The 24,610-nt window shown below is 58.5% G+C and carries 20 protein-coding genes; 7 read left to right on the top strand and 13 right to left on the bottom strand.

Annotated features, from left to right (window positions below; genetic code table 11):
• Positions 1-13: 13 nt before the first annotated feature.
• Together motB and motA are read right to left on the bottom strand one after the other, a co-directional pair.
• Positions 14-1,036 carry a flagellar motor protein MotB gene (motB, locus tag BM395_RS07765; RefSeq protein WP_090510334.1) on the bottom strand — a complete coding sequence of 341 codons (1,023 nt, stop codon included), beginning with the start codon at positions 1,034-1,036 and terminating at the stop codon, positions 14-16.
• Between the two features lie 10 nt (positions 1,037-1,046).
• Positions 1,047-1,898, bottom strand: coding sequence for a flagellar motor stator protein MotA (gene motA, locus BM395_RS07760; protein WP_069898292.1), 852 nt, complete (start codon positions 1,896-1,898; stop codon positions 1,047-1,049).
• A gap of 270 nt (positions 1,899-2,168) precedes the next feature.
• Between motA and BM395_RS07755 the strand changes: the two genes are divergently transcribed.
• The 5 genes from BM395_RS07755 (at position 2,169) to BM395_RS07735 (ending at position 9,551) form a co-directional block, all read left to right on the top strand.
• Positions 2,169-3,680, top strand: coding sequence for an HDOD domain-containing protein (locus tag BM395_RS07755; RefSeq protein ID WP_090510332.1), 1,512 nt, complete (start codon positions 2,169-2,171; stop codon positions 3,678-3,680).
• Between the two features lie 45 nt (positions 3,681-3,725).
• The gene (locus BM395_RS07750) at positions 3,726-4,541 is read left to right on the top strand and encodes a rhodanese-like domain-containing protein (RefSeq protein ID WP_090510329.1); all 816 of its coding nucleotides are present in this window, start codon (positions 3,726-3,728) and stop codon (positions 4,539-4,541) included.
• Between the two features lie 62 nt (positions 4,542-4,603).
• On the top strand, positions 4,604-5,455 hold the full coding sequence (asd, locus tag BM395_RS07745; RefSeq protein WP_090510325.1) for an archaetidylserine decarboxylase: 852 nt from the start codon (positions 4,604-4,606) through the stop codon (positions 5,453-5,455).
• Between the two features lie 171 nt (positions 5,456-5,626).
• A complete protein-coding gene (locus BM395_RS07740; RefSeq protein ID WP_090510322.1) occupies positions 5,627-7,420 on the top strand; it encodes a molecular chaperone in 1,794 nt (597 codons plus the stop codon).
• Between the two features lie 61 nt (positions 7,421-7,481).
• Entirely contained in the window at positions 7,482-9,551 is a 2,070-nt protein-coding gene (locus BM395_RS07735) for an EAL domain-containing response regulator (protein ID WP_090510319.1), read from the top strand.
• Between the two features lie 79 nt (positions 9,552-9,630).
• Here the strand turns inward: BM395_RS07735 and serB are convergent, their stop codons facing one another.
• Positions 9,631-10,845, bottom strand: a complete 1,215-nt coding sequence (gene serB, locus BM395_RS07730) for a phosphoserine phosphatase SerB (protein ID WP_069898297.1) — start codon at positions 10,843-10,845, stop codon at positions 9,631-9,633.
• A 304-nt stretch (positions 10,846-11,149) separates the two neighbouring features.
• Between serB and BM395_RS07725 the strand changes: the two genes are divergently transcribed.
• Complete coding sequence (locus BM395_RS07725) at positions 11,150-12,721, top strand: histidine kinase (RefSeq protein WP_069898298.1); 1,572 nt, start codon at positions 11,150-11,152, stop codon at positions 12,719-12,721.
• 62 nt (positions 12,722-12,783) lie between these two features.
• Here BM395_RS07725 and BM395_RS07720 read toward each other — a convergent pair whose 3' ends face one another.
• The 9 genes from BM395_RS07720 to nudF form a co-directional block, all read right to left on the bottom strand.
• Complete coding sequence (locus BM395_RS07720) at positions 12,784-13,491, bottom strand: PqiC family protein (RefSeq protein WP_090510316.1); 708 nt, start codon at positions 13,489-13,491, stop codon at positions 12,784-12,786.
• Positions 13,492-13,756: 265 nt separating this feature from the next.
• Positions 13,757-16,024, bottom strand: coding sequence for a DNA topoisomerase IV subunit A (gene parC / locus BM395_RS07715; RefSeq protein ID WP_069898300.1), 2,268 nt, complete (start codon positions 16,022-16,024; stop codon positions 13,757-13,759).
• A 7-nt stretch (positions 16,025-16,031) separates the two neighbouring features.
• The gene (locus BM395_RS07710; RefSeq protein ID WP_069898301.1) at positions 16,032-16,556 is read right to left on the bottom strand and encodes a retropepsin-like aspartic protease family protein; all 525 of its coding nucleotides are present in this window, start codon (positions 16,554-16,556) and stop codon (positions 16,032-16,034) included.
• Positions 16,553-17,536 carry an esterase-like activity of phytase family protein gene (locus BM395_RS07705; RefSeq protein WP_090510313.1) on the bottom strand — a complete coding sequence of 328 codons (984 nt, stop codon included), beginning with the start codon at positions 17,534-17,536 and terminating at the stop codon, positions 16,553-16,555. Before BM395_RS07705 ends, BM395_RS07710 begins: the two co-directional genes overlap by 4 nt.
• Positions 17,533-19,422: a DNA topoisomerase IV subunit B gene (parE, locus tag BM395_RS07700; RefSeq protein WP_090510311.1), complete on the bottom strand. Its 1,890-nt coding sequence runs from the start codon at positions 19,420-19,422 to the stop codon at positions 17,533-17,535. Before parE ends, BM395_RS07705 begins: the two co-directional genes overlap by 4 nt.
• 80 nt (positions 19,423-19,502) lie before the next feature.
• Complete coding sequence (locus tag BM395_RS07695; RefSeq protein WP_069898304.1) at positions 19,503-20,129, bottom strand: YqiA/YcfP family alpha/beta fold hydrolase; 627 nt, start codon at positions 20,127-20,129, stop codon at positions 19,503-19,505.
• Between the two features lie 158 nt (positions 20,130-20,287).
• Positions 20,288-21,088 (bottom strand): 3',5'-cyclic-AMP phosphodiesterase, encoded by an 801-nt coding sequence (gene cpdA, locus BM395_RS07690; RefSeq protein WP_425287589.1) that lies wholly within the window; start codon positions 21,086-21,088, stop codon positions 20,288-20,290.
• Between the two features lie 132 nt (positions 21,089-21,220).
• Positions 21,221-21,685 (bottom strand): DUF1249 domain-containing protein, encoded by a 465-nt coding sequence (locus BM395_RS07685; protein ID WP_090510306.1) that lies wholly within the window; start codon positions 21,683-21,685, stop codon positions 21,221-21,223.
• Positions 21,676-22,293 (bottom strand): ADP-ribose diphosphatase, encoded by a 618-nt coding sequence (gene nudF / locus BM395_RS07680; RefSeq protein ID WP_069898307.1) that lies wholly within the window; start codon positions 22,291-22,293, stop codon positions 21,676-21,678. The genes BM395_RS07685 and nudF overlap by 10 nt, the downstream gene beginning before the upstream one ends.
• 278 nt (positions 22,294-22,571) lie before the next feature.
• On the opposite strand from nudF, the gene BM395_RS07675 reads away from it, so the two are divergent.
• Positions 22,572-23,309, top strand: coding sequence for an RsiV family protein (locus tag BM395_RS07675; protein ID WP_090510303.1), 738 nt, complete (start codon positions 22,572-22,574; stop codon positions 23,307-23,309).
• Here the strand turns inward: BM395_RS07675 and cytX are convergent.
• Positions 23,269-24,567: a putative hydroxymethylpyrimidine transporter CytX gene (gene cytX / locus BM395_RS07670; protein ID WP_090510302.1), complete on the bottom strand. Its 1,299-nt coding sequence runs from the start codon at positions 24,565-24,567 to the stop codon at positions 23,269-23,271. The genes BM395_RS07675 and cytX overlap by 41 nt on opposite strands.
• Positions 24,568-24,610 lie beyond the last annotated feature (43 nt).

Raw genomic sequence — 24,610 nt, 5'->3', positions numbered from 1 at the left:
TCGGGCGGCCCGCTTACTCCGGCTTGACCTGATCGAACTGCAAAACCCCATCCTCAAAGATATTCAGCCGCTGCTTGAGCTGCTCAGGCTGCGCCGGCTCGCCCGCAACACCTGAAGCAGGAGCAGCGGCATCACTCTGCGGCGCGGTGCTGGACTCAGGCGCTTGCGCTTCCGGCGCGGCCGAGTCGCCACTGGCGCCTTCGATGTCACGCTGGGCCTTTTTGGTCAGCACGATGATATCGATACGCCGATTAATCGGACTTAAGGGATCGGCGCGATCAAACAGGGCCGATGAGGCATAGCCGACAACACGGGCTATTTTGTCTTCGTCATAGCCGCCCTCGACCAGCACCCGCCGCGCCGCATTCGCCCGATTGGCCGACAACTCCCAGTTACCAAACCCGGCATTGCCAGCAAAGGGCTTGGCATCGGTGTGGCCGCTGATGCTGATCTTGTTGGGCACCGAATTGATCGTGTCGGTCAGGGCCAACAAGATATCTTCAAAATACGGCTGGATACGCGCGCTGCCCAGATCGAACATCGGCCGGTTTTCCGCATCGGTGATCTGGATCCGCAAGCCATCCTGAGTGATCTCGAAAAGAATCTGATCCTTGAAGTTCCTCAGCTGCGGATCTTCATCAACCTTGGTCTGCAATTCCTTGAGCAACAACTCGAGGCGCTCGCGCTCCATCTCCTCGGCGATCGACTGCGCCCGCTCTTCGCTGATATCGACGCTGGTGGACTCGGGCGTAACACTCGGCTCAGGGTTGAGCGTACGATCCGGCGCTGGCGTTGGCGAGCCACCCAGATCAATCACATACGGGCTGGCGCTTTCAGAAAAGCCCACGGGGTCCTGAAAGTAACCGGAAATCAACTTCTTCTGCTCCGGCGTCGCCGAGGACATCAGCCACATCACCATGAAAAACGCCATCATCGCGATGGCAAAGTCGGCGAAGGCGATTTTCCAGGCGCCCCCGTGGCCGCCACCGGCAATTTTCTTGACGCGTTTGACGATAATCGGCTGAGTGTTTTCCATGATTCAGCCTTTAGTTTCCACGCATCGCCTGCTCAAGCTCGGTAAAGCTTGGGCGGTGAGCGGGATACAGAACTTTACGGGCAAACTCGACAGCGAGCGACGGCGGCATGCCCGAGGCAGACGCAACCAGACCGGCTTTGATGGCTTCGTAGACGTTCAGCTCTTCCAGCGAGTCGTGCTCAAGCGAGCTGGCCAACGGGCCGAAAAAACCGTACGAGGCGAGAATACCCATAAAGGTACCGGCCAACGCCGTACCGACCTTCTCACCGATCTCGGCGTTATCCGCCTCGGCCAGCACCGACATGGTGATAACGATACCCAGTACCGCCGCCACAATACCCATCGCCGGCAGGCCGTCGGCAATTCGTGCAACCGCGTGCGAAGGATGGTCAAGCTCAACCTTGAGACTGGTAATTTCCATGTCGAAGAGGTTTTCGAGCTCATGCGGCGCCATGTTGCCAGATGACATGATGCGCAGGTAATCGCAGATAAACGCGCACATGCGCTCATCTTTCAGAACCGCCGGGTATTTGCTGAAAATCGGACTCGCTGCCGGGTCCTCAACATCGGCCTCAATGGCCATCATGCCTTCGCGGCGGCTCTTGTTGAGAATCTCGTAGAGCAGGCGCAGCACATCAAGGTAATAGCTGTGCTTGTAGCGCGAGCTGAACATCTTCAGGGATTTCTTGAAGACCTGCATGAACGTGCTGCCGGGGTTGGCCTGTAAAAAAGCACCCAGCGCCGCACCGCCAATGATCAATACTTCAAAGGGGTGAACCAGCGCCATGATATGGCCGCCAGAGAGCATAAAGCCCCCAAGCACGCTGGCAAACACCACAATTATGCCGATTATTTTTGCCATAATTTTAAAACTTGAAGACCTGAAATAAGGATTCTTTTAAACAATCCTTCTCTGTATCGGAAGATTTGCGCGAGACTGTAGGCAGAATTTATTTCGGCGCAAAACCAGCGCGACTCAAGAACCGACTGGCGGAGCCGACAAAGAGCTAACCACAACGTGGCGCAGTTTACAGGCTGGTGCGAAGCGTTCTAACTATTTTTATCAGAGCGCCGGTGCAAGCCAACAGCACCCGTTGACGCTCCACCCTCTTAAATCAGTCTGGTTGAAGTGATGCCCTTACCCAGCCCAAAAACGCGCGCGCAGTGGCTTGAGCTTCTCGACAAACAACCACTGCCGGTCACACCGCAAGCGTTGCAGCAAATAACGCGTGCACTCGGCGACAGCCGCCGCTCGCTGCGCGACATTGGCGAGATAATGCAACGCACGCCAACGCTGGCACTGTGCATCATGCGCGAGGCCAATCGCAGCGCCTCCGCCTTGGGCGAGCCTTGCGCGCATCTGGAAACCGCATTGAGCCGACTGGGCCTGGAGCGCAGCGCACAGCTGATCAGTCGTCAGCCAACTCTGCCCGTCGAGCAGATTCCGCGGCAACTGCGCCAAATCCTGTTGATCAGCCAGCACGCGGCGCAGCAGGCGAATGGCTTGTTCGCCGGGCGACTGGCGCGGCTTTGGCAGGAAATAAACTGGGGCAGCATTCTGTTTTTGGCACCGTTGTGGCCGCTGGTTGCCGCCCACCCCGAGTTCTTTGATGAGTGGGAACAACGCGTTCTGCTCAATGGCGAGCAAGCGTGCAAGGTCGAGAAGCAACTCCTTGGCGTCTCCCTGCCTAGCCTGTGCCTGGCACTAGCCGAGCATTGGCGCTTGCCCGAATGGATAATCCAGGCCTATCGCCTGCTGCTCACCGACCGACGTCTGCTGGTGCGGGCGCTGCACATTGCCCGGGACAACGAACACCCGTTGCAGCAACAACAATGCCTGGATCAGGACAACAACCTGAGCCGCTGGCTGACGCATCCGGCCAACAGTGTTCTGCTTGCCAATGCCATTGCCCTGTCCGCGCACCACTGCTGGAGCGGACCGCACAGCCTGCGCTGGCAACAATTAACCGGGCTTTATTTGCAGGCAACGATTGGCGAACTGCAACAGCAAATCCACCAGCAAGCCGCAGTAAGCGCCAGACGTTGCGATACCGAACAGCTCTGGCATCCGGCGCAGGCGTTACTGTGGCCGTGGGACGCTGTCCATTTGCGGCCGAATGTCGCCAGCGCCCCCGCCAAAACCGATGCGCAGCAATGGCGCCAGTTATGCGCGCAATTGCTGCAAAGCCCGAGCGCCTTCAGCAACACCATGCAGCTCAGTTCATGTGCGATTCAGGCATTGCAAGCCGCCGGTATGCAGCGCCTGTTACTGCTGCGTATCGATCAAAAGCAAAGTGCCTTGAAGGTACAAGAGCTGGCAGGCTTGCCCGCAGAAGCCGCCGACATAACGCTGCTGCCTCTGCAAAGCCAGGTGCTGCGCAGCTTGCTGGCCAAGCCCGGCCAACTGCACTTGACGCCCGCCAATATCGCGCAATTTTCGGCGTTGCTACCCGGACCGCTGAAAGCATTGTTCGCCGGCGAGAACCTGCTATTGCGTTCAGTCGCAAACGAGGGCCGGGTGGTGATGTTGCTGGTGGCTGACATCAACGGGCAACCGCTCAGCGAGACTCAACTGAAAATATTTGGCAAAACCGCTCAATGCATTGATCGTGCACTGACAAGCTTTGCTAACCGCGCAGGCTAGGGTTTCCGTTACAATTGGGGTTTTTAATCCCATGTGAGGCCTAGCATGTCCGCCTTTGCTGAGTTGCCGCTGGTTATAGAACCCGTCCAATTGGCGCAATGCCTGAATGCGCCCGAGTTGATTCTGGTCGATCTGACCAGCAGCGCACGCTACGCAGCCGGGCACATTCCTGGCGCGCATTTTGTCGACCCCAAGCGCACCCAGCTAGGCCAGCCACCTGCGCCCGGACTAACGCCCGACAAGGCGCAACTCGAGCAACTGTTCAGCGAGCTGGGGCATAACCCGGACGCGGTGTATGTGGTTTATGACGATGAAGGCGGCGGCTGGGCCGGACGCTTCATCTGGTTACTTGATGTTATCGGCCATAACCAGTATCACTACCTCAACGGTGGTCTGCTGGCCTGGCAGGCCGAACAACTGCCACTGAGCGACGAAACACCAGCCGCTCACAGCGAGCCCGTCAGCCTGACGCTGAACGACGGCCCGACGGCCACGCGTGAATATGTGCAGAGCCGACTGGGCGCCGCCGACCTGGCGATCTGGGATGCGCGTGGACCTACCGAGTTTTCCGGCGAAAAAGTACTTGCCGCCAAAGGCGGACACATCCCCGGCGCGGTGAATTTCGAGTGGACCGCGGGCATGGATAAAGACCGGGCACTGCGCATCCGCACAGACATGCAGGCAATCCTTGAGCAACTGGGTGTCACGCCCGACAAAGAGATCATCACCCACTGCCAAACGCATCACCGCTCGGGCTTTACCTATCTGGTCGCCAAAGCACTGGGTTATCCGAACGTAAAAGCCTACGCCGGCTCCTGGGGCGAATGGGGCAACCACCCTGACACCCCCGTCGAGCAGTAATCACGCATTGCCATTTATTACGGCCCGCATTGGCGGGCCTCGATAGCCTTCAAGGGAATCCCATGAAACAACGTTTGTTCATCATCAGCCAGTACTTGCTGCCGCACCACCTGCTCTCGCGCCTGATCGGCTTTGCCGCCGAGTGCAAGACAGCCTGGTTTAAAAATCGACTGGTCGGCTGGTTCATCAAACAGTACAACGTCGACATGAGCGAAGCGCAGATTGAAGACCCAACCGCCTTCGAACATTTCAACGCATTCTTCACCCGCGCCCTGAAAGCCGACGCCCGCCCTCTGGACGCCACGCCGAACGCGGTGCTTTGCCCGGCCGACGGTGCAATCAGCCAACTGGGCAAAATCGAACACGGCCGCATCTTTCAGGCCAAAGGCCACAGTTTCAGCGTGACCGAGCTGCTGGGCGGCGATACTGAAATAGCCAAGCCATTCATGGGCGGCGACTTTGCCACCGTCTACCTGTCGCCCAAGGACTATCACCGCGTACACATGCCGCTGGCTGGCACCCTGACCAAGATGGTTTATGTGCCAGGTCGCCTGTTCTCGGTGAACCAGACCACGGCTGAAAACGTGCCGGAACTGTTTGCCCGCAATGAGCGCGTGGTTTGCCTGTTCGATACCGAACGCGGCCCGATGGCTGTGGTGCTGGTCGGCGCGATGATCGTGGCCTCGGTTGAAACCGTTTGGGCCGGCTTGGTCACCCCGCCGAAGCGTGAGCTGAAAACCTTCGATTACGACGAGGCCGCTCGCGCGCCCGTCAGCCTGGCAACTGGCGCAGAGATGGGTCGATTCAAACTCGGCTCGACCGCCATCGTGCTATTTGGCCCGCAAGTTGTTGAATGGGATCAGCAGCTCAACGCGGGTAGCGAAGTGCGCATGGGCCAACTTCTGGCTAGGTAATCGCTGCAAAAGCTTGAAATCGGCCCGGATCGCTTATGATTGATTTAGGTTCTGTAGGAATTTTCCTGCCTGATCTATGCTCTAAGCAATACAAGGTCCGGCCACAGTTCACGGATTTTCTGGACGACTCAATACACCAACTGATGTTGGAGCACCTGCTTGACCGATAAAATGAGCCCCTACTTACTGCTGCGAGTTCCGGTTCCCAGCAAAGCCAGCCTGTCGTTCAGCGAGGCCTCCCCACGCGAGTTCAAACGCTGGATAGCCGGGCTGCCAAAGGCCAATATTGGCGAGACGGCGCGTCAACTTTATCAAGCGCTGGCTGAGCTCAATCAGTTGCAAACTCCGGCCGATAATCGCCTGCAACTGCTGGAGCTGATTCGCCCGGAGGTGTACTTCGTCTGTGAGCATCTGCAGCGTCACTTTCTGAACAAGGCGATTGTGCTCGAAGAGCGTCCGCGCAAAGTCGCCAACCTGTGCCAGGCCCTGCAAAACCATCTGGCCATGGGCTACAAGCTGATTGTTGTCGATATCTGCAAGCAGCCAAGCAAGGAGCTGGCAACGACCTTCACGGTCGCTCTGCAGCGCGCCATCAGCAGCCTTTGCGCGCCTCTGGTTCGCGCCACGCAACTCTACTGCCCGGTGCCTGAACGGATTTGGCTGGAGCTGCATTTGCTCTATCAAATCGCCCGCTCAAAGCGCCTGCACAGCACGCCGGTGCCAGACAAACTGAACACCAATCAGAGCAGCAGCAGTGAACAAAGCTATCTGGTGGCGTTGCTGATCGGCTGCGCCCGCTGCAACCAGTTGCGCCAGAGCAGCATTGCCCATGTCGCGCAGGCGCTGGAAAGCTGGAGTCATCTGGCACATCTAAAGGACAAGGCAACGCCAACCAGCCTGTTCACCGTAGCGGTCGATCACGACAGCCCGCCCCGCTATACCTCGCTGCTCACCGATCAGGCGCTGCAACACACACTGGGCCTAGATACCCACGCGCTGGTAGACATGCTCAAGGAATACCTGCTGCTCGAACCTGAGCAGCGCAAAGTCTCACGCCTGAGCATTCCAGCCGGCATGAGCCTCGAAACCCTGCACCATTTAAGCGCCGCGTGGGGTGATTTATCCGAGCGCACGTTCAACCGGCTCACAGGTCAGGGCAAATTAACCGTGTGCTTGGGCATGAGCGCCGTGCACTTCTTTCTCAGTGGTGAGCGCTCGTTCAGCCAGTGCCTGAAAGCTAAAGCCGTTACTCGCGAAGCTGTATTCAATACCTCAAGCCTGTCGAAAGACAGTTGGTCGCAAGCCTATGACGTCGATAAAAGTCCAGACTGGGAGAACGGCTTGCAATACGACGAGATTGGCTATTACAAAGAGCCATCGACGATGCTTGAGGACGATGAAACCAGCGGTGAGACTTATCCAAGCTACCCGTTGGCAATCATCAACCACAGCCCCGGCGGTTACTGCCTGACCTGGCCCGGCGAGGTGCCAAGCCAGCTGCAGGCGGGCGAGTTGGTCGGTGTACGCGATCTGCCCGAGCTTGGCTGGAGCATCGCAGTGGTGCGCTGGATTCGTCAGGCACGCGCAGGCGGTACACAAATGGGCATCGAGCTTATCGCACCCAGCGCACAAGCCTGCGGTTTGCAACTGGTGCGCACCAGCGAGCAGAACAGTGAATACCTGCGCGCACTGGTACTCCCGGAAATGAGTGCCATCTCGCGGCCAGCAAGTCTGCTGACACCGCGCCTGCCGTTTCAGGAAGGCAGCAAAGTGAGGCTCAACATCAATGGTCTCGAACACCGTGCAGTCCTGCTCCGACGTAAGACCAGCACCGGCAGTTTCAGCCAGTTCGAGTACCGTCAAATGGACCAGCCACCGCCTGAGCAAGGGAAGCCCGTCACAGCTGGGACAACCCACAAGCCGAGTACCGAGGAAGACTTTGACTCACTTTGGAAGTCGCTGTAGATTGCCAAATCATCAATTTTGACGTCTTTTCACCCTCTATCGGCGTAGCCTCGACCCCATAATGGCCATCGAAAAAAAAACTATACGGCTACTTATTCTCGAAGACTCGCAAAACGAGGCCGAACGCCTCGTTAGTCTTTTCCGAAACTCCGGAAGCGCAACTCGCGTCCACCGCCTGACCTCAAGCGACGACCTCACAGAGACGCTCCAGCAAAGCTGGGACATGCTCATTTGCGCACCGCAAAGCCAAGCGCTTGCGCCAACCGAGGCAATCAGTGTTATTCGGCGGCTGGCCAAGGACATCCCGATCATTCAGTTGCTCGCCGATAACGAATCCGACAGCCTGACCGAAGCCCTGAATATGGGCGCGCAGGATGCCGTGCCGCAAGGTGACGACGAGCGTCTGGTATTAGTCGCAAAACGCGAGCTGAGCAATCTTGAAGAACGACGCGCGCGCCGCAGCGCTGAAATAGCCCTGCGCGAAGCCGAAAAACGCTGCCATTCGCTACTCGAAAGCTCGGTCGATGCCATCACTTATGTGCACGACGGCATGCATATTTATGCCAACCGTGCCTACCTTGAACTGTTCGAGTACGAAGATGCCGACGAACTCGAAGGCATGCCGATGATCGACCTGATCGCCAGTGACGATCAGGCAGGCTTCAAAGAATTCCTCAAGAATTATCAGAACGCCGACGGCGAAACCGAACTGACTTGCACCGGCGTTACCGCGCACAACAAGCAATTCAAGGCACGCATGAGCCTCGTTCCGGCCACCTACGACAGTGAGCCCTGCACACAGGTGGTGATCCGCAAGGAATCGAATAACGCCGAGCTGGAAGAAAAGCTCCGTGAGATCAGCAGCCAGGATCTGGTCACTGGGCTGTACAACCGGACCTATTTCCTTGAGCTGCTCGAAAGCGCCGCCAGCCGCGCAATCAGCACCGGCCAACCGGCCTCTCTGGCTTACGTTCGGGTCGATCATTATTCCAACCTGCTCGGCAAGATCGGCCTCGCCGAAATTGATATGCTGCTTGCCGATCTGGCCAATTTGCTGCGCTCGCACTTTGCAGAAGACGTACATCTGGCGCGCGTTAGCGATGATGCTTTTGCCGTGCTGCATCCGGGTCTGACGCCCGAAGATGCGGGCCCTTCGCTGGCCAGCCTGGTCAAGAAAGTGGATGCGCATCTGTTCGATGTCAGCGGTGTGTCGGTGCAAACCACCCTGAGCATCGGCGCCGCCGGCCTCAGCGAAAAAACCGCCAACGTACTGGAAGTTGTCGATCGCGCGCATCATTGCGCCGAAGAGCTTAGCGACGGCAATGCCCTGAAAATATTCGACCCGGCAGACGAACTCGCCGCCGCAGCCAACCGTGGCAACATGGTTGCGATGGTTCAGCAGGCGCTCGACAACAACGGTTTCCGCTTGCTGTATCAGCCGATCATCAGCTTGCGTGGCGACACTTCCGAACAATATGAAGTGCTCCTGCGACTGCTCAGCCCACAGGGTGAAGAGCTGCTCCCGGAGGCCTTCCTCGAGGCTGCCAATACTGCAGGGCTCGGCGCCAAGCTGGATCGCTGGGTCATTCTCAATGCGGTCAAATACCTCACCGAGCATCGCAGCAAAGGCCATGACACGCGTCTGTTCATCCACCTGACCAGCGCCAGTTTGCAGGATCAGACGCTGTTGCCGTGGTTGAGCGTGGCCTTCAAGGCAGCCCGGCTGCCTTCGGATGCGCTGATATTCCAGCTCAAAGAGCCGGACGCAATCACCTACCTCAAGCAGGCCAAGGTATTGAGCCAGGGTTTAAACGAGCTGCACTGCAAAGTGGCCTTGAGCATGTTTGGCTGCGCCCTCAACCCATTCAATGCGTTGAAGCACCTGCATGTCGACTTCGTCAAACTCGACAGTTCCTACTCGCAAGACCTGAGCAATCCGCAGAATCAGGAAACCCTCAAGGAAATGCTCGGCAGCTTGCACGCTCAGGCCAAACTGACCATCGTGCCCTGCGTCGAAACAGCCGGAATGCTCTCGACACTGTGGCAGGCCGGGGTCAATTACATCCAGGGCCATTACGTTCAGTCGCCAAGCCCGACGATGGACTACGACTTCTCCGCTGAGGACATGTAGCCGCCACGCGCCAGAGTCAACAAACTGCACACGTAAAAAAACCGCTATCCAGCGGTTTTTTTACGTGTCTGCTAACAGCTCAATCCAGCCCGTCGCGGTCGCGATAACCGAGCAGGTAGAGAATACCGTCCAGACCCAGCGTCGAGATGGCTTGCTTGGCGGACTGTTTGACCAGTGGCTTGGCCCGGAAGGCTACGCCCAAACCGGCAATAGCCAGCATTGGCAAATCATTCGCGCCATCGCCCACGGCAATGGTCTGCTCCAGACGCAAACCTTCCTGAGCCGCCAGCTGGCGCAGCAGATCAGCTTTACGCTGCGCATCGACAATCGGCTCGACCGCCACGCCGGTGACCTTGCCATCGACAATTTCCAGTTCGTTGGCAAATACGTAGTCGATACCCAGCTTGGCTTGCAGCTGCTTGGCGAAATAGGTGAAACCGCCAGACAGAATCGCCGTCTTGTAACCCAGGCGACGCAATTCGCTGAACAGCGTTTCAGCGCCTTCGGTCAAGCGTAGCGAGGCGCCGATATCGCTCAGCACATCCTCGGATAAGCCTTTGAGCAGCGCCAGACGCTCCTTGAAGCTCGCGGCAAAATCCAGCTCGCCGCGCATCGCCCGCTCGGTGATTTCGGCCACCTGATCGCCCACGCCCGCGGCCTTGGCCAATTCGTCGATGACTTCGGCCTCGATCAGGGTCGAGTCCATGTCGAACACGGCAAGGCGACGATTGCGCCGGAACAGCGAGTCTTGCTGGAAGGCGATATCCACATTGAGCTCTTGCGCCACACCAAGGAACTCAACACGCAGTGCGGCGGGGTCAGCTGGCTCGCCGCGTACCGAAAACTCGATGCAGCCTTTGCCCTGTTCATCCGGCATGTCGAGCGGCATGCGCCCGGACAGACGGTCAATGTGATCAATGTTCAGGCCGTACTTGGCCGTAATCGCACTGACCCGCTGCAATTGCTCAGCCGTGACCTTGCGCGTCAGCAGGGTCACAATATGCCGCGGTTTACCCTGCGCGCCGACCCACTGCTGGTAATCCGCTTCGGAGACCGGCGTGAACCGCACCTGCTGGTCGAGCTCATAGCCGCAGAACAGCACATCCTTGAGCACCGATGAGGCGCGCTCGGTATCGGGAATTTCAACCAGAATGCCGAAAGACAAAGTGTCATGGATAACCGCTTGGCCGATATCCAGAATATTAACGCCGCCTTGCGCCAAAACCCCGGTAATGGCGGCCGTCAGCCCCGGACGATCTTCGCCGGTAATGTTGATCAGGACGATTTCGCGCAAAGCGCACTCTCCAGGCAGGTTAGTGGTGAAAGTGAGTGGATAAGTGCTGCTGTCCGACTCAGTAAATAGAGCTAATAGTGGCGCGCAAGCACCTATTAGCTGTGAATCTGCGGGTAAAACACCCGTTAAATCTCACCGTTTGCTGGCAGTTAAGAATTTTTCAGTAACGGTAATCTCCAGTCAGGCTGGGCAGAGGCACACATTCTACCCATTTTCCTGACTTTCCGGCCATTCTGGGTGCTTTGCCACATGCCTGCTCATCGCTATACTGCGCGGCATCTATAGTCGACAAGAGCCGAGCTCTGTGAACCGGCCCGCCCCCGTGAAATCCGATAACTTCTTCGTATTGCTGTTTCAGGCCCTGCGCCAGCGTCGCGTGCCGTTGCCGCTGCGTATCGCCAGCCATAGCTTGCTGCTCGTCGTTATGGCGCTGGCGATCTATGCGTGGGTGATTGGCATGCAGTTCAAGCAAGCCATGCAGCAACAAGCTGACGCGCTGGGCACCAGCCTGATTATCCAGACATCCGCTTCGGCGACCGAGCTGCTGGTTTCCAACGATATTCTCAGCCTTAACGTGCTACTGAATAATCTGGTGAAAAACCCGCTGGTTGCGCATGCCGCTATTTACAGCGTCGATAACCGTATTCTCGCCGAAGCCGGCACGCGCCCGAGCCAAAGCATTCTCGGCGAAACCGACGGCCTCTACTCGACCGCGATCACCTTTCAGGATGTGATTGCCGGGCAGTTGCGCATCAGCCTCGATATGCAGCAGTTCCAGCAACCGATGACGATCAGCCTGCAGAGCATGGGCATTCTCAGCCTTATTCTGCTGGCCCTGACCCTGGCCTTGAGTCTGCGCTTGGGCCGGCACATTTCCACGCCGCTGATGCAGTTGCGCATCTGGCTGCGCGATCCGGATGATCACGCGCCAGGCGCGGGCCGTAATGATGAAGTCGGCGATCTCGCCCGTCAGCTGCAAGCGCGTCTGGTCCCTGAAAAGCCAGAGCCCGAGCCGGTCGAAGAGCCAGAGCCTGCGCTGGATGACATCGACGACAGCTTCCTTGATGAGCCAGAGGCTGCCGCGCAATCCTTTCATGTTCCCGACCTCAGCGCCGATCGCGATGAGTTCGATATTGACGACGCCCCTGCGGACCGGACACCGTCGCAGCCACGCCCTGCCGTGCGCCGTGCGCCGGTATTCACCGCCCTTGATGATGGCGATGACGACGATGCCTTCGACGGCTTGCAGCCCGAACCTGAGCCCGTTGCCCAGCACACGCCAGTGGCGCCAGCGCCGGTTAAATCCACTTTGCCAAGCGCGGTGCTGGCGATTCAGCTCGGCGCGCAGGATCAGCTCAAGCGCCTGCCCCGCAGCCGCTTGCTGGAATTGCTCAAGCGCTATCGCGGCTGCCTTGATCAGGCATCGGCCTTGTATGAAGGCGAGCTGTATACCCTGAGCGACGGCAGCAGCCTGATGCTGTTCCATTGCCAGGAAGGTGACGACGATTACCTGACCCATGCCATTTGCTGCGGCGAGCTGATGCGCGCACTGGGCCACGCCCTGCAGATAGAAGTCGCCGACAGTGGTATCACTCTGCAATTGCAGCTCGGCATGACTCAGGGCAAGAACCTCACCGGCCTGAGCCAGGGTGAGTTGCTGCTCAATGAACACGCGCAAGATGCACTCGCGCTGTCGCAACACAGCCGCAATTTGCTGCTGGTTGAGCGCAGCATTGCTGAAGACCCGCTGGTACGCCAGCGTGCGCGCATTCGTGCGATTGCCAGCCCCGAGGGTGCCAGCTGCGTTGAGCGTCTGCTGGAGCCTTACCCGTCGCTGCTGGAACGCCAACTGGGCCGGATGCACGAAACCCAGTGATGCCAGACGCCAGATAAAACAAAACCCGCAATCGCGGGTTTTGTTTTATCCGGGCAACGCTATCAGAAGCGATAAACCTCGGAATCTATGCGGATCGGCTGAGCCATCGGTATCTTCGGCGGTGGCTCTTTCGCCGCCGGGGTTGGCGCAGGCTTTTTGGCCGCTGGCGGCGTTACCGCTACAGGCGTTGAGCTGCTGGTCTTGATCGCATCGGCCAACTGGCCAACCAGTTGCTGCACCGCCAGGCTTTGCGCCCGAACCTGATCAGCAATGCTGCCCTCATGCGCCTCTTCGATGTGCACCATGCGGCCATCAATCAACTGGCCATCCTTGCTCATCAGGCGCCACTGCGCATCCAGCACAGCGGGCTGCTGCGGGCCTGAGTCGAGCCGGGCGATGGTCAGCAGAACCTGTACTTGCGGGGTGAAGCCCGGCTCAGCTGGCGACAACACCAAACGCTGGCTGTCGAGGCGTGACGCCAGTTGACGCAGCAGTTGCTGATCCAGCTCGGCAGCCAGGCTGCCTGCCCAACGCACACCGCTGGCCGCGATCAAGCTACCGTCAGCCTGACGCTGCAAAAGGGTTTCACGCTGCAAGTAATCCGCAATCGACACCGGGCCCAGAAGCACAGCAATGCCTTCCTTGTCCGCTGGCACACTGATTTTGCCGCTGTCCAACTGATACAAAGGCACCGGTTGCTGACTCACACAACCCACAAGACTAACCAGGCCTGTCAAAAGTAATACTAAAGGGAGGCGCACTAGGCTCATCACTCTCATCCAGCCGGCAACCTGTACCGGCATCCAAATAATCGATTGGCTAGCGGGGCATCGACGGCAATTAAGCAGTTATCCGAACTTCGACGAAATACTGCATATAAACCGCCATAATCGGTGGATTTACGCCCGCAGATGAAGAGTCAAAAGATCGTCATTACCGCTGAGTCATGCACAGATGATGCCCTCGGCGCTAGCCGAAGGCGCATATCATCCGCTAAAGCGCGCCATGACTCCAGCCTTGTACTCATACAAGCTGTTATCCAGCCGGTGTAATCCGCTCGACCAGCAACCCATCAACACGCTGGAATCCGCGCGGAAGCTTGTTCCCGCGACGCCCGCGCTCACCTTTATAGTGCTCAAGATCATCGGCTTTCAGCGACAAGGTGCGCTTACCCGCTTGCAGCACCAGCGTTGCGCCCACCGGCAACACAGCCAGATCGGTCAGATACTCTTCACGGCTGGCCACCCGGTCACCAGGAATGCCAATAATCTTGTTGCCCTTGCCTTTGCCCAACTGCGGCAGATCCGCCACTTTGAACAGTAACAGACGGCCTTCGGTAGTGACGGCAGCCAGCCAGTCCTCTTCGCGGCTGGTCAGCGGCTTGGGCGCAACAACCTTGGCACCGGCAGGCAGACTCAGCAGCGCCTTGCCCGCCTTGTTCTTGGCTTGCAGGTCTTCACCTTTAACCACAAATCCGTAGCCGGCATCCGAGGCGATCACGTAGAGCGCGTCGTCTTCGGGCATCATTACCGCTTCGAACACAGCGCCAGGCGGCGGCGTCAGGCGACCGGTAAGCGGCTCACCCTGCCCGCGGGCAGATGGCAACGAGTGGGCAGGCAACGAGTAGCTGCGCCCGGTCGAGTCAATGAACACCGCGTACTGGTTAGAGCGCCCCGGCGCTGCAACTTTGAATCCGTCGCCGGCTTTATAAGAAAGGCCGGTGGCGTCGATGTCATGGCCTTTGGCACAGCGCACCCAGCCTTTTTCGGACACCACCACGGTGACCGGCTCGGTCGGCAACAACTCAGTCTCGGACAACGCCCGCGCTTCGCTGCGCGCGACGATTGGCGAGCGGCGGTCGTCGCCATAGGTTTCGGCATCCTTGATGATTTCATCACGCACCAGCTTCTTCAGCTTGGCTTCGCTGCCCAACAGCTTGAGCAACTTGTCGCGTTCCTTGGCCAGCTCATCCTGCTCGCCACGGATTTTCATTTCTTCGAGGCGCGCCAACTGACGCAAGCGCGTATCGAGGATGTAATCGGCCTGCACGTCGGTCAGCGCAAAGCGCTCGATCAACACCTGCTTGGGCTGGTCTTCGGTACGGATGATGTGAATCACTTCATCCAGATTGAGGAAGGCGATCAACAAACCTTCCAACAGGTGCAGACGCTTCTCGACCTTGTCGAGGCGGAACTGCAAACGGCGGCGCACGGTGTTGGTCCGGTAAGCCAGCCATTCGCGGAGCATTTCGCGCAGGTTTTTCACCTGCGGCTTGCCATCCAGGCCAATCACGTTGGTGTTGACCCGGTAGCTGGATTCCAGCTCGGTGGTGGCGAACAGGTGCTGCATCAGCTCTTCGCAATCGACGCGGTTGGAACGCGGGATAATCACGATGCGGCAGGGGTTTTCGTGGTCGGACTCGTCACGCAGGTCCGCCACCATCGGCAACTTCTTGGCCTGCATCTGCGCGGCAATCTGCTCAAGCACCTTGGAACCCGAGACCTGATGCGGCAGGGAGGTGACGACGATATCGCCATCTTCGATGCGATACACCGCACGCATGCGCACCGAGCCTTTGCCTGTCTCGTAAACCTTGAGCAGCTCACTGCGCGGCGTGATGATTTCAGCTTCGGTCGGATAATCCGGCCCTTGAACATGTTCGCAGAGCTGTTCGACCGTGGCGTTTGGCTCATCGAGCAGGCGTACACAGGCTGCTGCTACTTCACGCAAGTTATGCGGCGGTACATCGGTGGCCATGCCCACGGCAATGCCGGTGGTGCCATTCAGGAGCAAGTTCGGCAAACGAGCCGGCAAAGTCGCCGGCTCGTTGAGTGTACCGTCGAAATTCGGCACCCAATCAACCGTGCCCTGGCCCAACTCAGTCAGCAACACCTCGGAATAGCGGGACAACCGCGCCTCGGTGTAACGCATGGCCGCGAATGACTTCGGATCATCCGGCGCACCCCAGTTACCCTGGCCGTCGACCAGCGTGTAGCGGTAGCTGAACGGCTGCGCCATCAGCACCATCGCCTCGTAACAGGCAGAGTCGCCGTGCGGGTGGAACTTACCCAGCACATCACCGACGGTACGCGCCGATTTCTTGTGCTTGGAATCAGCGTCCAGGCCCAGTTCGCTCATCGCGTAGATGATGCGTCGCTGCACGGGCTTCAAACCATCACCGATATGCGGCAGCGCGCGATCCATGATCACGTACATCGAGTAGTTGAGGTAAGCCTGCTCGGTAAAGTCGGCCAACGAACGGCGTTCTACGCCATCCAGGCTCAAGTCGAGTAAATCGCTCATGCGGGCCTCATTGCAAAGTTGATTGGCGCAGCATCAAGGTGCCGTCGCGCTGGGTAAATTCGAGTTGTTTGAGGGCGCTCATACCGAGCAACACCTCATCGCCATGCATGCCAGGCGCAATTAACGCCGGCACGTCGCGCAGTTCAATTGCGCCCAGTTTAAGCCGGTCGAGCCGGGTTTTGTGGGCGGTAGCCCGGCCATTTGCGGTGCGGATCACAATCGGCGCGCCCGCTTGCAGGCCAAGCTGTTCAGCCACTGCACTCGGCACCGCCACCTGCGTGGCGCCGGTATCGAGTAAAAAGGTCACATCGTTGCCGTTTATCTGCCCCGCCGAGACGTAATGCCCATCACGGGAGCTGACCAAGCGGACTTCAATATAGTCGTTGCCCTGAACCGACACCGGCGCCTGATTGGGGTTGTACTGGGCCGTTTCCCAGTCACCGAAAAAGCGTGTCGCCAGCAATATGCCTGCGCCCCACGCCAGCACCCACATCACCCGCCCCGCGCGTTTGCCCGGCGTCTGTTCAGTCACTCCGCTTGCTCCCAGCCACCTTTTGGCGCGCCAAAACGCCAGACGATTGACCGGTCTTCGCCATCGGCGCGCGTGTGAGCACCGGTATCAAGTCCGATCCAGGCACCTTCTGGATCAATCCACAGCGCCTCGGCCATGCCGTATTTACTGTCGTAGCGGCGCGCGTCGGTCAGTGCCGCTTCGGCAAAGGACCAACAGCGCTCGACTGCGCCGGTTTCAAGTTCACGGCGGCAGATCTGATGCGCCTGACGCTCCAGAGTGAAGAGTTTCTCCTGATAAAAGCTCAGATCGGAATAATCCTTGGGCACTGGCCCCGCGCCAAGTTTGGGCGCAACCACAACCCCGCTCTCGCTTTGCAGCACGCAAGGGCCCTGACAGCGCCAGTTGTTGGACTTGCCATACAACGCCAGCAATCCCCGGCGCTCACGCTCGGCAGCCAACCACATGCGCTCGCCTGCCGGATCAATCGCAATCCCTTCAAGCATGGCGTTGAAGTGCAGCAGCAAGCCACTGGCACGCGCCTGTCGCATAAAGGTTTTCGGCAGGGTCAACCATTCGGGCTCCCCCGCTGGCGGCATTTTCAGCACACCGGCATGCGCCTCGCTGAGCAGATAACGGTTGCCAGCGGAATCACAGGAAATACCTTCGAAGTCCAGATCGCCACCGCGGATAAGGCCGGTGATCCAGCCGCGCATTTTCATGCCCCACGGCCGCATGTTGTCCGGCAGCGGCGGCGCAACAAATGTCTCAGCCTCGGCTTGCCACGGGCTCACATCGGTATTGAGCCGATAAACGTGCCCGTCTTCACGGTCGGAAACCGCCCACAAGGCATCACCGCACCACGCCAGCCCGGACAGGTTGCCCTGCTCCATGCCGGCGACTGGGTTTTCACTGAGCAGTTTGAGTTCTTCGGGGGCCTCGGTTGCCGCAAACAGCGGCGCCGAGATAAACAGGGTCAGGGTAAATAACAACTGCCTCAAAGCAGAACCTCAGCCAGATTTCCTTTCGACTCCAGCCACGACTTGCGATCAGACGCACGTTTTTTGGCCAGCAGCATATCCATGATCTCTTCCGTACCGGCGAAGTCTTCCAGCGTGAGCTGGACCAGACGACGGGTGTTCGGATCCATGGTGGTTTCACGCAGTTGCGGCGGATTCATCTCGCCCAGACCCTTGAATCGCGTGACTTGCGGTTTGCCGCGACGCTTCTCGGCGACCAGTCGATCAAGAATACCGTCGCGCTCGGCATCATCCAGCGCGTAGAAAATCTCTTTGCCTTGGTCAATGCGATACAACGGCGGCATGGCCACGAAAATGTGCCCGGCGTCGACCAACGGACGGAAGTGCCGAACAAACAACGCGCACAACAAAGTGGCAATGTGCAGACCATCGGAGTCGGCGTCGGCAAGGATGCAGATTTTGCCGTAGCGCAGTTGCGTCAGATCAGCGGAACCTGGATCGATACCGATCGCGACGGCAATATCGTGAACTTCTTGCGAGCCCAACACCACGCTGCCATCGACTTCCCAGGTGTTAAGAATCTTGCCGCGCAACGGCATGATCGCTTGAAACTCTTTATCGCGCGCCTGCTTGGCCGAACCGCCAGCGGAGTCACCCTCTACCAGAAACAGCTCAGAACGCTTCGGGTCCTGCCCGGCGCAATCGGCCAATTTACCGGGCAGAGCCGGGCCTTGGGTAATGCGCTTACGCTCGACCTTTTTCGCGGCCTTGAGGCGACGGCTGGCATTGCTGATAGCCAGTTCAGCCAACTGCTGACCCAACTCGGGGTTGGCATTGAGCCACAGGCTGAACGCATCTTTGACCACGCCCGAGACAAACGCCGAGGCTTCACGCGACGACAGACGCTCCTTGGTCTGCCCGGAGAACTGGGCGTCCTGCATTTTCATCGAGAGGACGAAGGCGATGCGCTCCCAGACATCTTCCGGCGCCAGCTTGACGCCACGCGGGATCAGGTTGCGGAACTCGCAGAACTCGCGCAGGGCATCGAGCAAGCCCTGACGCAGGCCGTTGACGTGCGTGCCGCCTTGCGCAGTCGGGATCAGGTTGACGTAACTTTCCTGAACGCTGTCGCCGCCTTCCGGCAACCACAGCAGCGCCCAATCTACGGCTTCTTTATTGCCGCTCAGGCTGCCGCAGAACGGCATATCCGGCAGGCGCTGGAATTCGCTGACGGCATCGACCAGATAGGAACGCAGGCCGTCCTCATAAAGCCATTCAACCCGCTCGCCGCTGGCTTTGTCTTCAAAGCTGACGGCCAGACCCGGGCAGAGTACTGCCTTGGCCTTGAGCACGTGCTTGAGGCGGCTGATCGAGAACTTCGGCGAATCAAAATATTTGCCATCCGGCCAGAAGTGCACGCTGGTGCCCGTGTTGCGCTTGCCAACCGTACCCACCACTTGCAAGTCGCTTGATTTGAAGCCATCGGCAAAGGTCATCTGGTATTCGCTGCCGTCACGCTTGACCCGCACTTCAACGTGGGTCGAGAGCGCGTTGACCACCGAAATGCCCACACCGTGCAAACCGCCTGAGAACTGGTAGTTCTTGTTGGAGAACTTACCGCCGGCGTGCAGCTTGGTGAAAATCAGCTCGACGCCGCTGATGCCTTCTTCAGGGTGCATATCTACCGGCATACCGCGCCCGTCATCGCTGACTTCGAGCGAGTTGTCCTGATGCAGGATGACCTGGATCGAACGGGCATGACCGGCCAGTGCTTCGTCGACACTGTTGTCGATGACTTCCTGAGCCAGGTGATTGGGCCGACTGGTGTCGGTGTACATGCCGGGACGTTTACGAACCGGATCAAGACCGGAAAGGACTTCGATGGCGTCTGCGTTATAACTGGCCATAGGTCTCTTAATCTTCTTCAGTTAATCGAGGTACTTCTAAACAGAACGCGAGGTGCAGGGTTCGGCCATCAACTGGCCAATCACTGCACATCCAGCGCGCAAAAATCGGTATCACGCCAGTATTGTGGCGCGATCCCCGCAAAAGCAAAGAGCATTGGCAGGCGCTCAGCAAATCCCTGAAAGCCGTGATCGCCGCCAGCCTGAATACGCAAGGCACACTGGCGATAAAATACGCCTGCGTCGCGATAATCAAGGGTTTCATCAGCCGTTTGCAACCAGACCTGATAACGGCTTCCATCCGTCGGCGGCGGCACATCAAGCTCAGCCAGCGCACTCACGTGATCGGCAGTCAGATCCCAGGTTTCATTGCTGTAAAAGTTGGTCTGCGGGCCTAAATAACCATCAAAGCGTAAATGCGGACTCACAGCAGGATTGATCAGCAGCGCTTTAAGCCCATGCCGCTCAGCCAAGTGGGTCGCATAGTAGCCGCCCAGCGAGCTACCGACCAGCACAGGCCGCCCGAGGGTTTCGATCAGCGTCTCTATCTGCGCGATTGCCACACGCGGATGATGATGCAGAGCCGGTATCGCCAGCTGTTCGGCCAGCCCCATGTGCTGCATGGCCCGCTGCAACTGACTGGCTTTATGCGAGGCTGGCGAGCTGTTCAGACCGTGTAAATAAAGGATGCTGGGGTGACTGGCGGGCATGGTTTATCGAGTGAATTGATTAATAAGGCCAAACGGTAGCAGCTTTACAGGGTCAGGCTCTAGCCCAAGAAGTTGCAAAGCGTAAGCCTGATGCACCGCCAGCCCTGAGAAACAGGGCCGGACGTACAGGCAGTGACTACCTGCACGACGGCTGGCAGTTAATAGCCCTTAACGCTGTAGTCGACCACGTAATCGATCCCGGCCACCCGTGACACGCCAGTTTCCAAGCGACCGTCGTCGTACAAGCGTAACCAGCGATACCCCGGCTCGGTTGTATCGACCTGAAAGTCTTCGCTGCCCGGCATGAACTGCACACAGGTGGACGGCGACGCCAGCAGGCGCAGGTTGCCGCGCATCTGGTCGAACTCCTGATGCACATGCCCCCAAAGTACGGCGCGCGCCTGTGGAAAGCGGTCCAGCACAGCAAACAGCGCGCCCGGATTGCGCAGGCCAATCGGCTCCATCCAGCGGCAACCAATGCTCACAGGGTGATGATGCAGGGTAATCAAATGATAGCGATCAGGCGCCTCGCTCAAGGCACGCTCCAGCAGCGCCAGTTGTCGGTCACTCAAATAGCCAGGCACAGCGCCTGGGATTGAGGAATCCAGCACAATGACCCGCCAGTTGCCGACATCCACGACCGGGTCAAGCAGATGAGTCGCAACGCAGGCGGCCTGCATCGCCGGCACTTCATCATGATTGCCTGGCAACCAACGCGCGGGCGCATCAATGGCCGAGCTGACCTCACGGAAGCGCTGATACGAGGCTTCGCTGCCATCCTGTGAGAGATCGCCCGTGGCCAGCACAAGATCGACCACCGGCTGCTCTTGCAGAACCCGGTCGACCACTTGCTGCAAACTGTCGTAAGTATCCATGCCCAACAATCTGCCGCCCTCTTCCTCAAGAAGATGACTGTCTGAAAGTTGCACGATGAGTACTGAAGAATCGGTTTTAGACATCGGCGCGCTCGGCAAAAGCCATCTCCTTGAGCGGAATAGCTAAAGTATGGAGGCTAGCTTAGATGGCAGTAAACCCGCTAAGCGGGCCTGTATCACAGAATTTCAGACTGTTCTGAATGTAGGCCGGCCTGCCTAGCGCGAGCCCACTAAAACCGGCTCCGGCTCATGCCCGCATTCAAGGCAGTGGCTGAGCCACTCACCCAAAAACACGTTGAGCTGGTTTTTTTCGTCCGGTTGGTGCATCGCCGCATTGGGATACGGGTAAATACTGCGAAAGCGCCGGGCGCTCTGAGCACTGATGACTTCGGCCATGCGCGCATCGTGATACACCCGAACCTCTAAGGTTGGCACCGGCATCCACGACAGATTATGTTCCTGACTCACCTCGATGGTGGAGGTGTAAGGGCAGTTTTCCAGCACATTGAGCGCCAGCATGCCCATGGAGTGTTGCTCGCTGGTGATAGCAATCCGGCGCACGCCCTCCTCCTGGCGCATTGCCGGGAGCAAGCGCATCAGCCGAGCATAATTCGCCTCACAGGTGGCCTGCAGTTCCAGCAGGTCTACCCGGTAGCGCTCACGTAGCAAATTTAAACCCACATCCCCCTCACTTCGGCGCGGTTAAGCGCCAGCCATTGCAGCGCAATAATGCTCGCTGCATTGTCGATAATGCCATTTTTAACGGCCTGCAAGGCATCCTCGAATGCCCACACATGCACCTTGATATCTTCACCCTCTTCAGCAAGACCGTGCACTCCACCGGCGTTGGAACTGTCGCAACGGCCGATAAACAGATGAACACGTTCGTCCGATCCACCAGGTGAAGGATAGTACTGAGTGATGGGCCACAGCGCCCCAAGCTCAAGCGCGGCTTCCTCTACCGCCTCACGGCGCGCCACCTCTTCAGGCTGCTCGTCTTTGTCTATCAAACCGGCCACAAGTTCAAGTAACCACGGGCTGGCGCTTTTATCGGCCGCGCCAACGCGAAACTGCTCGATCAGCACCACTTCGTCGCGTTGCGCGTCATAAGGCAGCACGCAGACCGCATCGTGGCGAACAAACAGTTCGCGACTGATCTCTGGGCCCATCGCGCCGCTGAACTGGCGATGACGCAGGCGCAGTCGGTCGAGCCGGTAGAAGCCCTTGAAACAAGTTTCGCGCTGCAGTATCTCCAGCGAGTCCGCATCGGCTTTGAACAGTTCACTCATGGTTGTCTCATCTCATTCATTAGCTGCTTTCGCGCATCCTAACTCTGCGCGCCCAGCTATGCAGCCAATTTACGTGGTACGCCGGTGCAAGCCACAAGCCGTTGGCGGGCAATGGGCCAGATCAGGTAATGTGCTGCGAACTCGTGCACGCTTGTGCAGTCAAAACGCACCATCAGCAGATAACCTGTGGATCATGTGAAGCCCTTTGCGCCCTTGCCCAAACCTTCCAACACCCTTGTAAACTCTGCATTCTCTTCATTCAGCCAACGAAGAATTCAATGTCCCTGACCAAATTACTCGCAATAGCAGGTTTCGGCCTGATCCTCGGTGGCTGCCAAAGCCTGCTGCCGCAACAAGAACCCCTGCAGCCTAAACGCGTGGCGTGGGAGCACCGTCTGCCAGGCTGCGCGGGTGAATCCTGCCCGCTGGTGAACATCGACACGCTGAAGTTCGCCAACAATCCACAACTGGATGAACTGGTTGAAAAGCGCCTGCTCAGCATGACCCAAAACTCACCGGACGCGCCGCAGCCCACCTCGCTGGAGTCGTTTGAAAAAGACTTCCTGCAAAACGCCGAGCCAGGCTGGAAAACCTATCTGCAGGCCAAGCTAATTGATCAACATGACGATGTTGCGGTGATTGAGTTCTCCAGCTACATCGACACGGGAGGCAATCACGGTATGCCCGGTCGCGGTTTCATCAACTACGACCGCGACACAGGGAAGGTGCTGACCCTCAACGATATTCTGCTGCCGAGCCGGTCCGGGGCATTCTGGGCTCAAGTCGAGCAAGCCCATAAGCGTTGGCTGGCCAAGAATCAGCTGGATAAAGACCCAAGCTTTGTGAAGGACTGGCCGTTCCGCGAAACGCAAAACATTGCGTTGACGCGCGACCAGTTGCTGCTCAAATACGATGTACTGACCCTCGGCCCGTACTCGAATGGCCATCCGTCGCTGACCATTCCGTACGCTCAGCTCAAGGGGATACTGAAACCAGAGTTTTTGCCTGAGAGCTAAGTTTTCCCAGCACGAACTGCAGCCCCGCCGCCGCTAACAACGCCGGCAGGGTTGCGCCCACGTCAGGCCAGAAATTGCTCAGCAGGTGATAAATCACCGCACCACAGCCCCAGGCCGCCACGGTATCCCAGCGCAATGCTGGCAATGTTCCCTGCGGAACCTGCCGACGACGCAGAATAAAGTGGTCGACCAGCACCACGCCAAACAACGGCGCGAACACCGAGCCGATCAGCAGCAGAAAATTCTGGTATTCAGCCAACGGCGCAAACAGCGCGATCAAGGTGCACAGCGCACCGATTGCCAGCGCCAGGTACTCGACCTTGACCGCCAGCAGAATCCCGCTGGAAACCGCCGCCGAGTGAATATCGGCAAAGGCATTCTCGGACTCGTCGAGCAGGATCAGCAGTAACGGTATCCCCAGCCCCGCGCCCGCCAACGCCAGCAACAAGGTGTTGACCTCGGCATCTGCCGCGAACGCCAGCGTATAAGCCACGCCGAGACTCATCAGCCAGAAGTTGCCCAGGAAGAATCCGCAGGCTGTGCCGCCAAATACGCTGCGCGCACTCTTGCCGAAGCGCGAGTAATCGGCGATCAGCGGCAACCACGACAACGGCATGGCGATAGCAATGTCAAAGCCCAGCGCAAACGGCATCGAACCATCACCGGTGCGCGCCCAAAGCGCGGCCATGTCGGCCTTGTCGAACAGGTTCCAGGTCAACCAGACGCACGCCCCGAGCAACAACCAGATGCCCCACTTGCGCAGAATCCGCCGCACGAACGTCAGCGGGCCACTCACTGCCAACAGTGTTGCCAGCGCACCAAACAGCAAGGTCCAGAGCATCGGCTCGGTGAGCAGGCTGTTCTCACCGAATGCGCGGCCCGCCAACAGGCTGGCAGCGTCACGCATGACGATAATCTCGAATGCGCCCCAACCGACCAGTTGCAGCAAATTGAGCAGCGCGGGCAGCACCGCCCCCTTGCTGCCCAGCGACAGCTTGAGCGCTGCCATCGAAGCCAACCCGGTATCGCTGCCGATGACCGCAACCGCGCCGAGCAGCAACACGCCGACCGCCGTGCCGCAAGCAATGGCCAGCATCGCGCCGCTCATGCCCAGGCCCGGCGCGAGCAAAGCACCAAGCTGCAAGACCATCAGGCCGATGCCCAGAGAGAACCACAGCGAGAACAGGTCACGGCCGCCGAATACGCGCTGCCCGGCCGGAACCGCCAGATGAGGTGAATAAGTATTGGGAGTTTTCATGCGCAAGGCATCTCGATCAACAGATAAGCAAAAGCCGGAGTCA

It is taken from the genome of Pseudomonas marincola (assembly GCF_900116605.1).
GTDB lineage: Bacteria > Pseudomonadota > Gammaproteobacteria > Pseudomonadales > Pseudomonadaceae > Aquipseudomonas > Aquipseudomonas marincola.
Note: the sequence above shows the minus strand (reverse complement) of the source record. Positions and strands in the feature narration are given on the sequence as shown.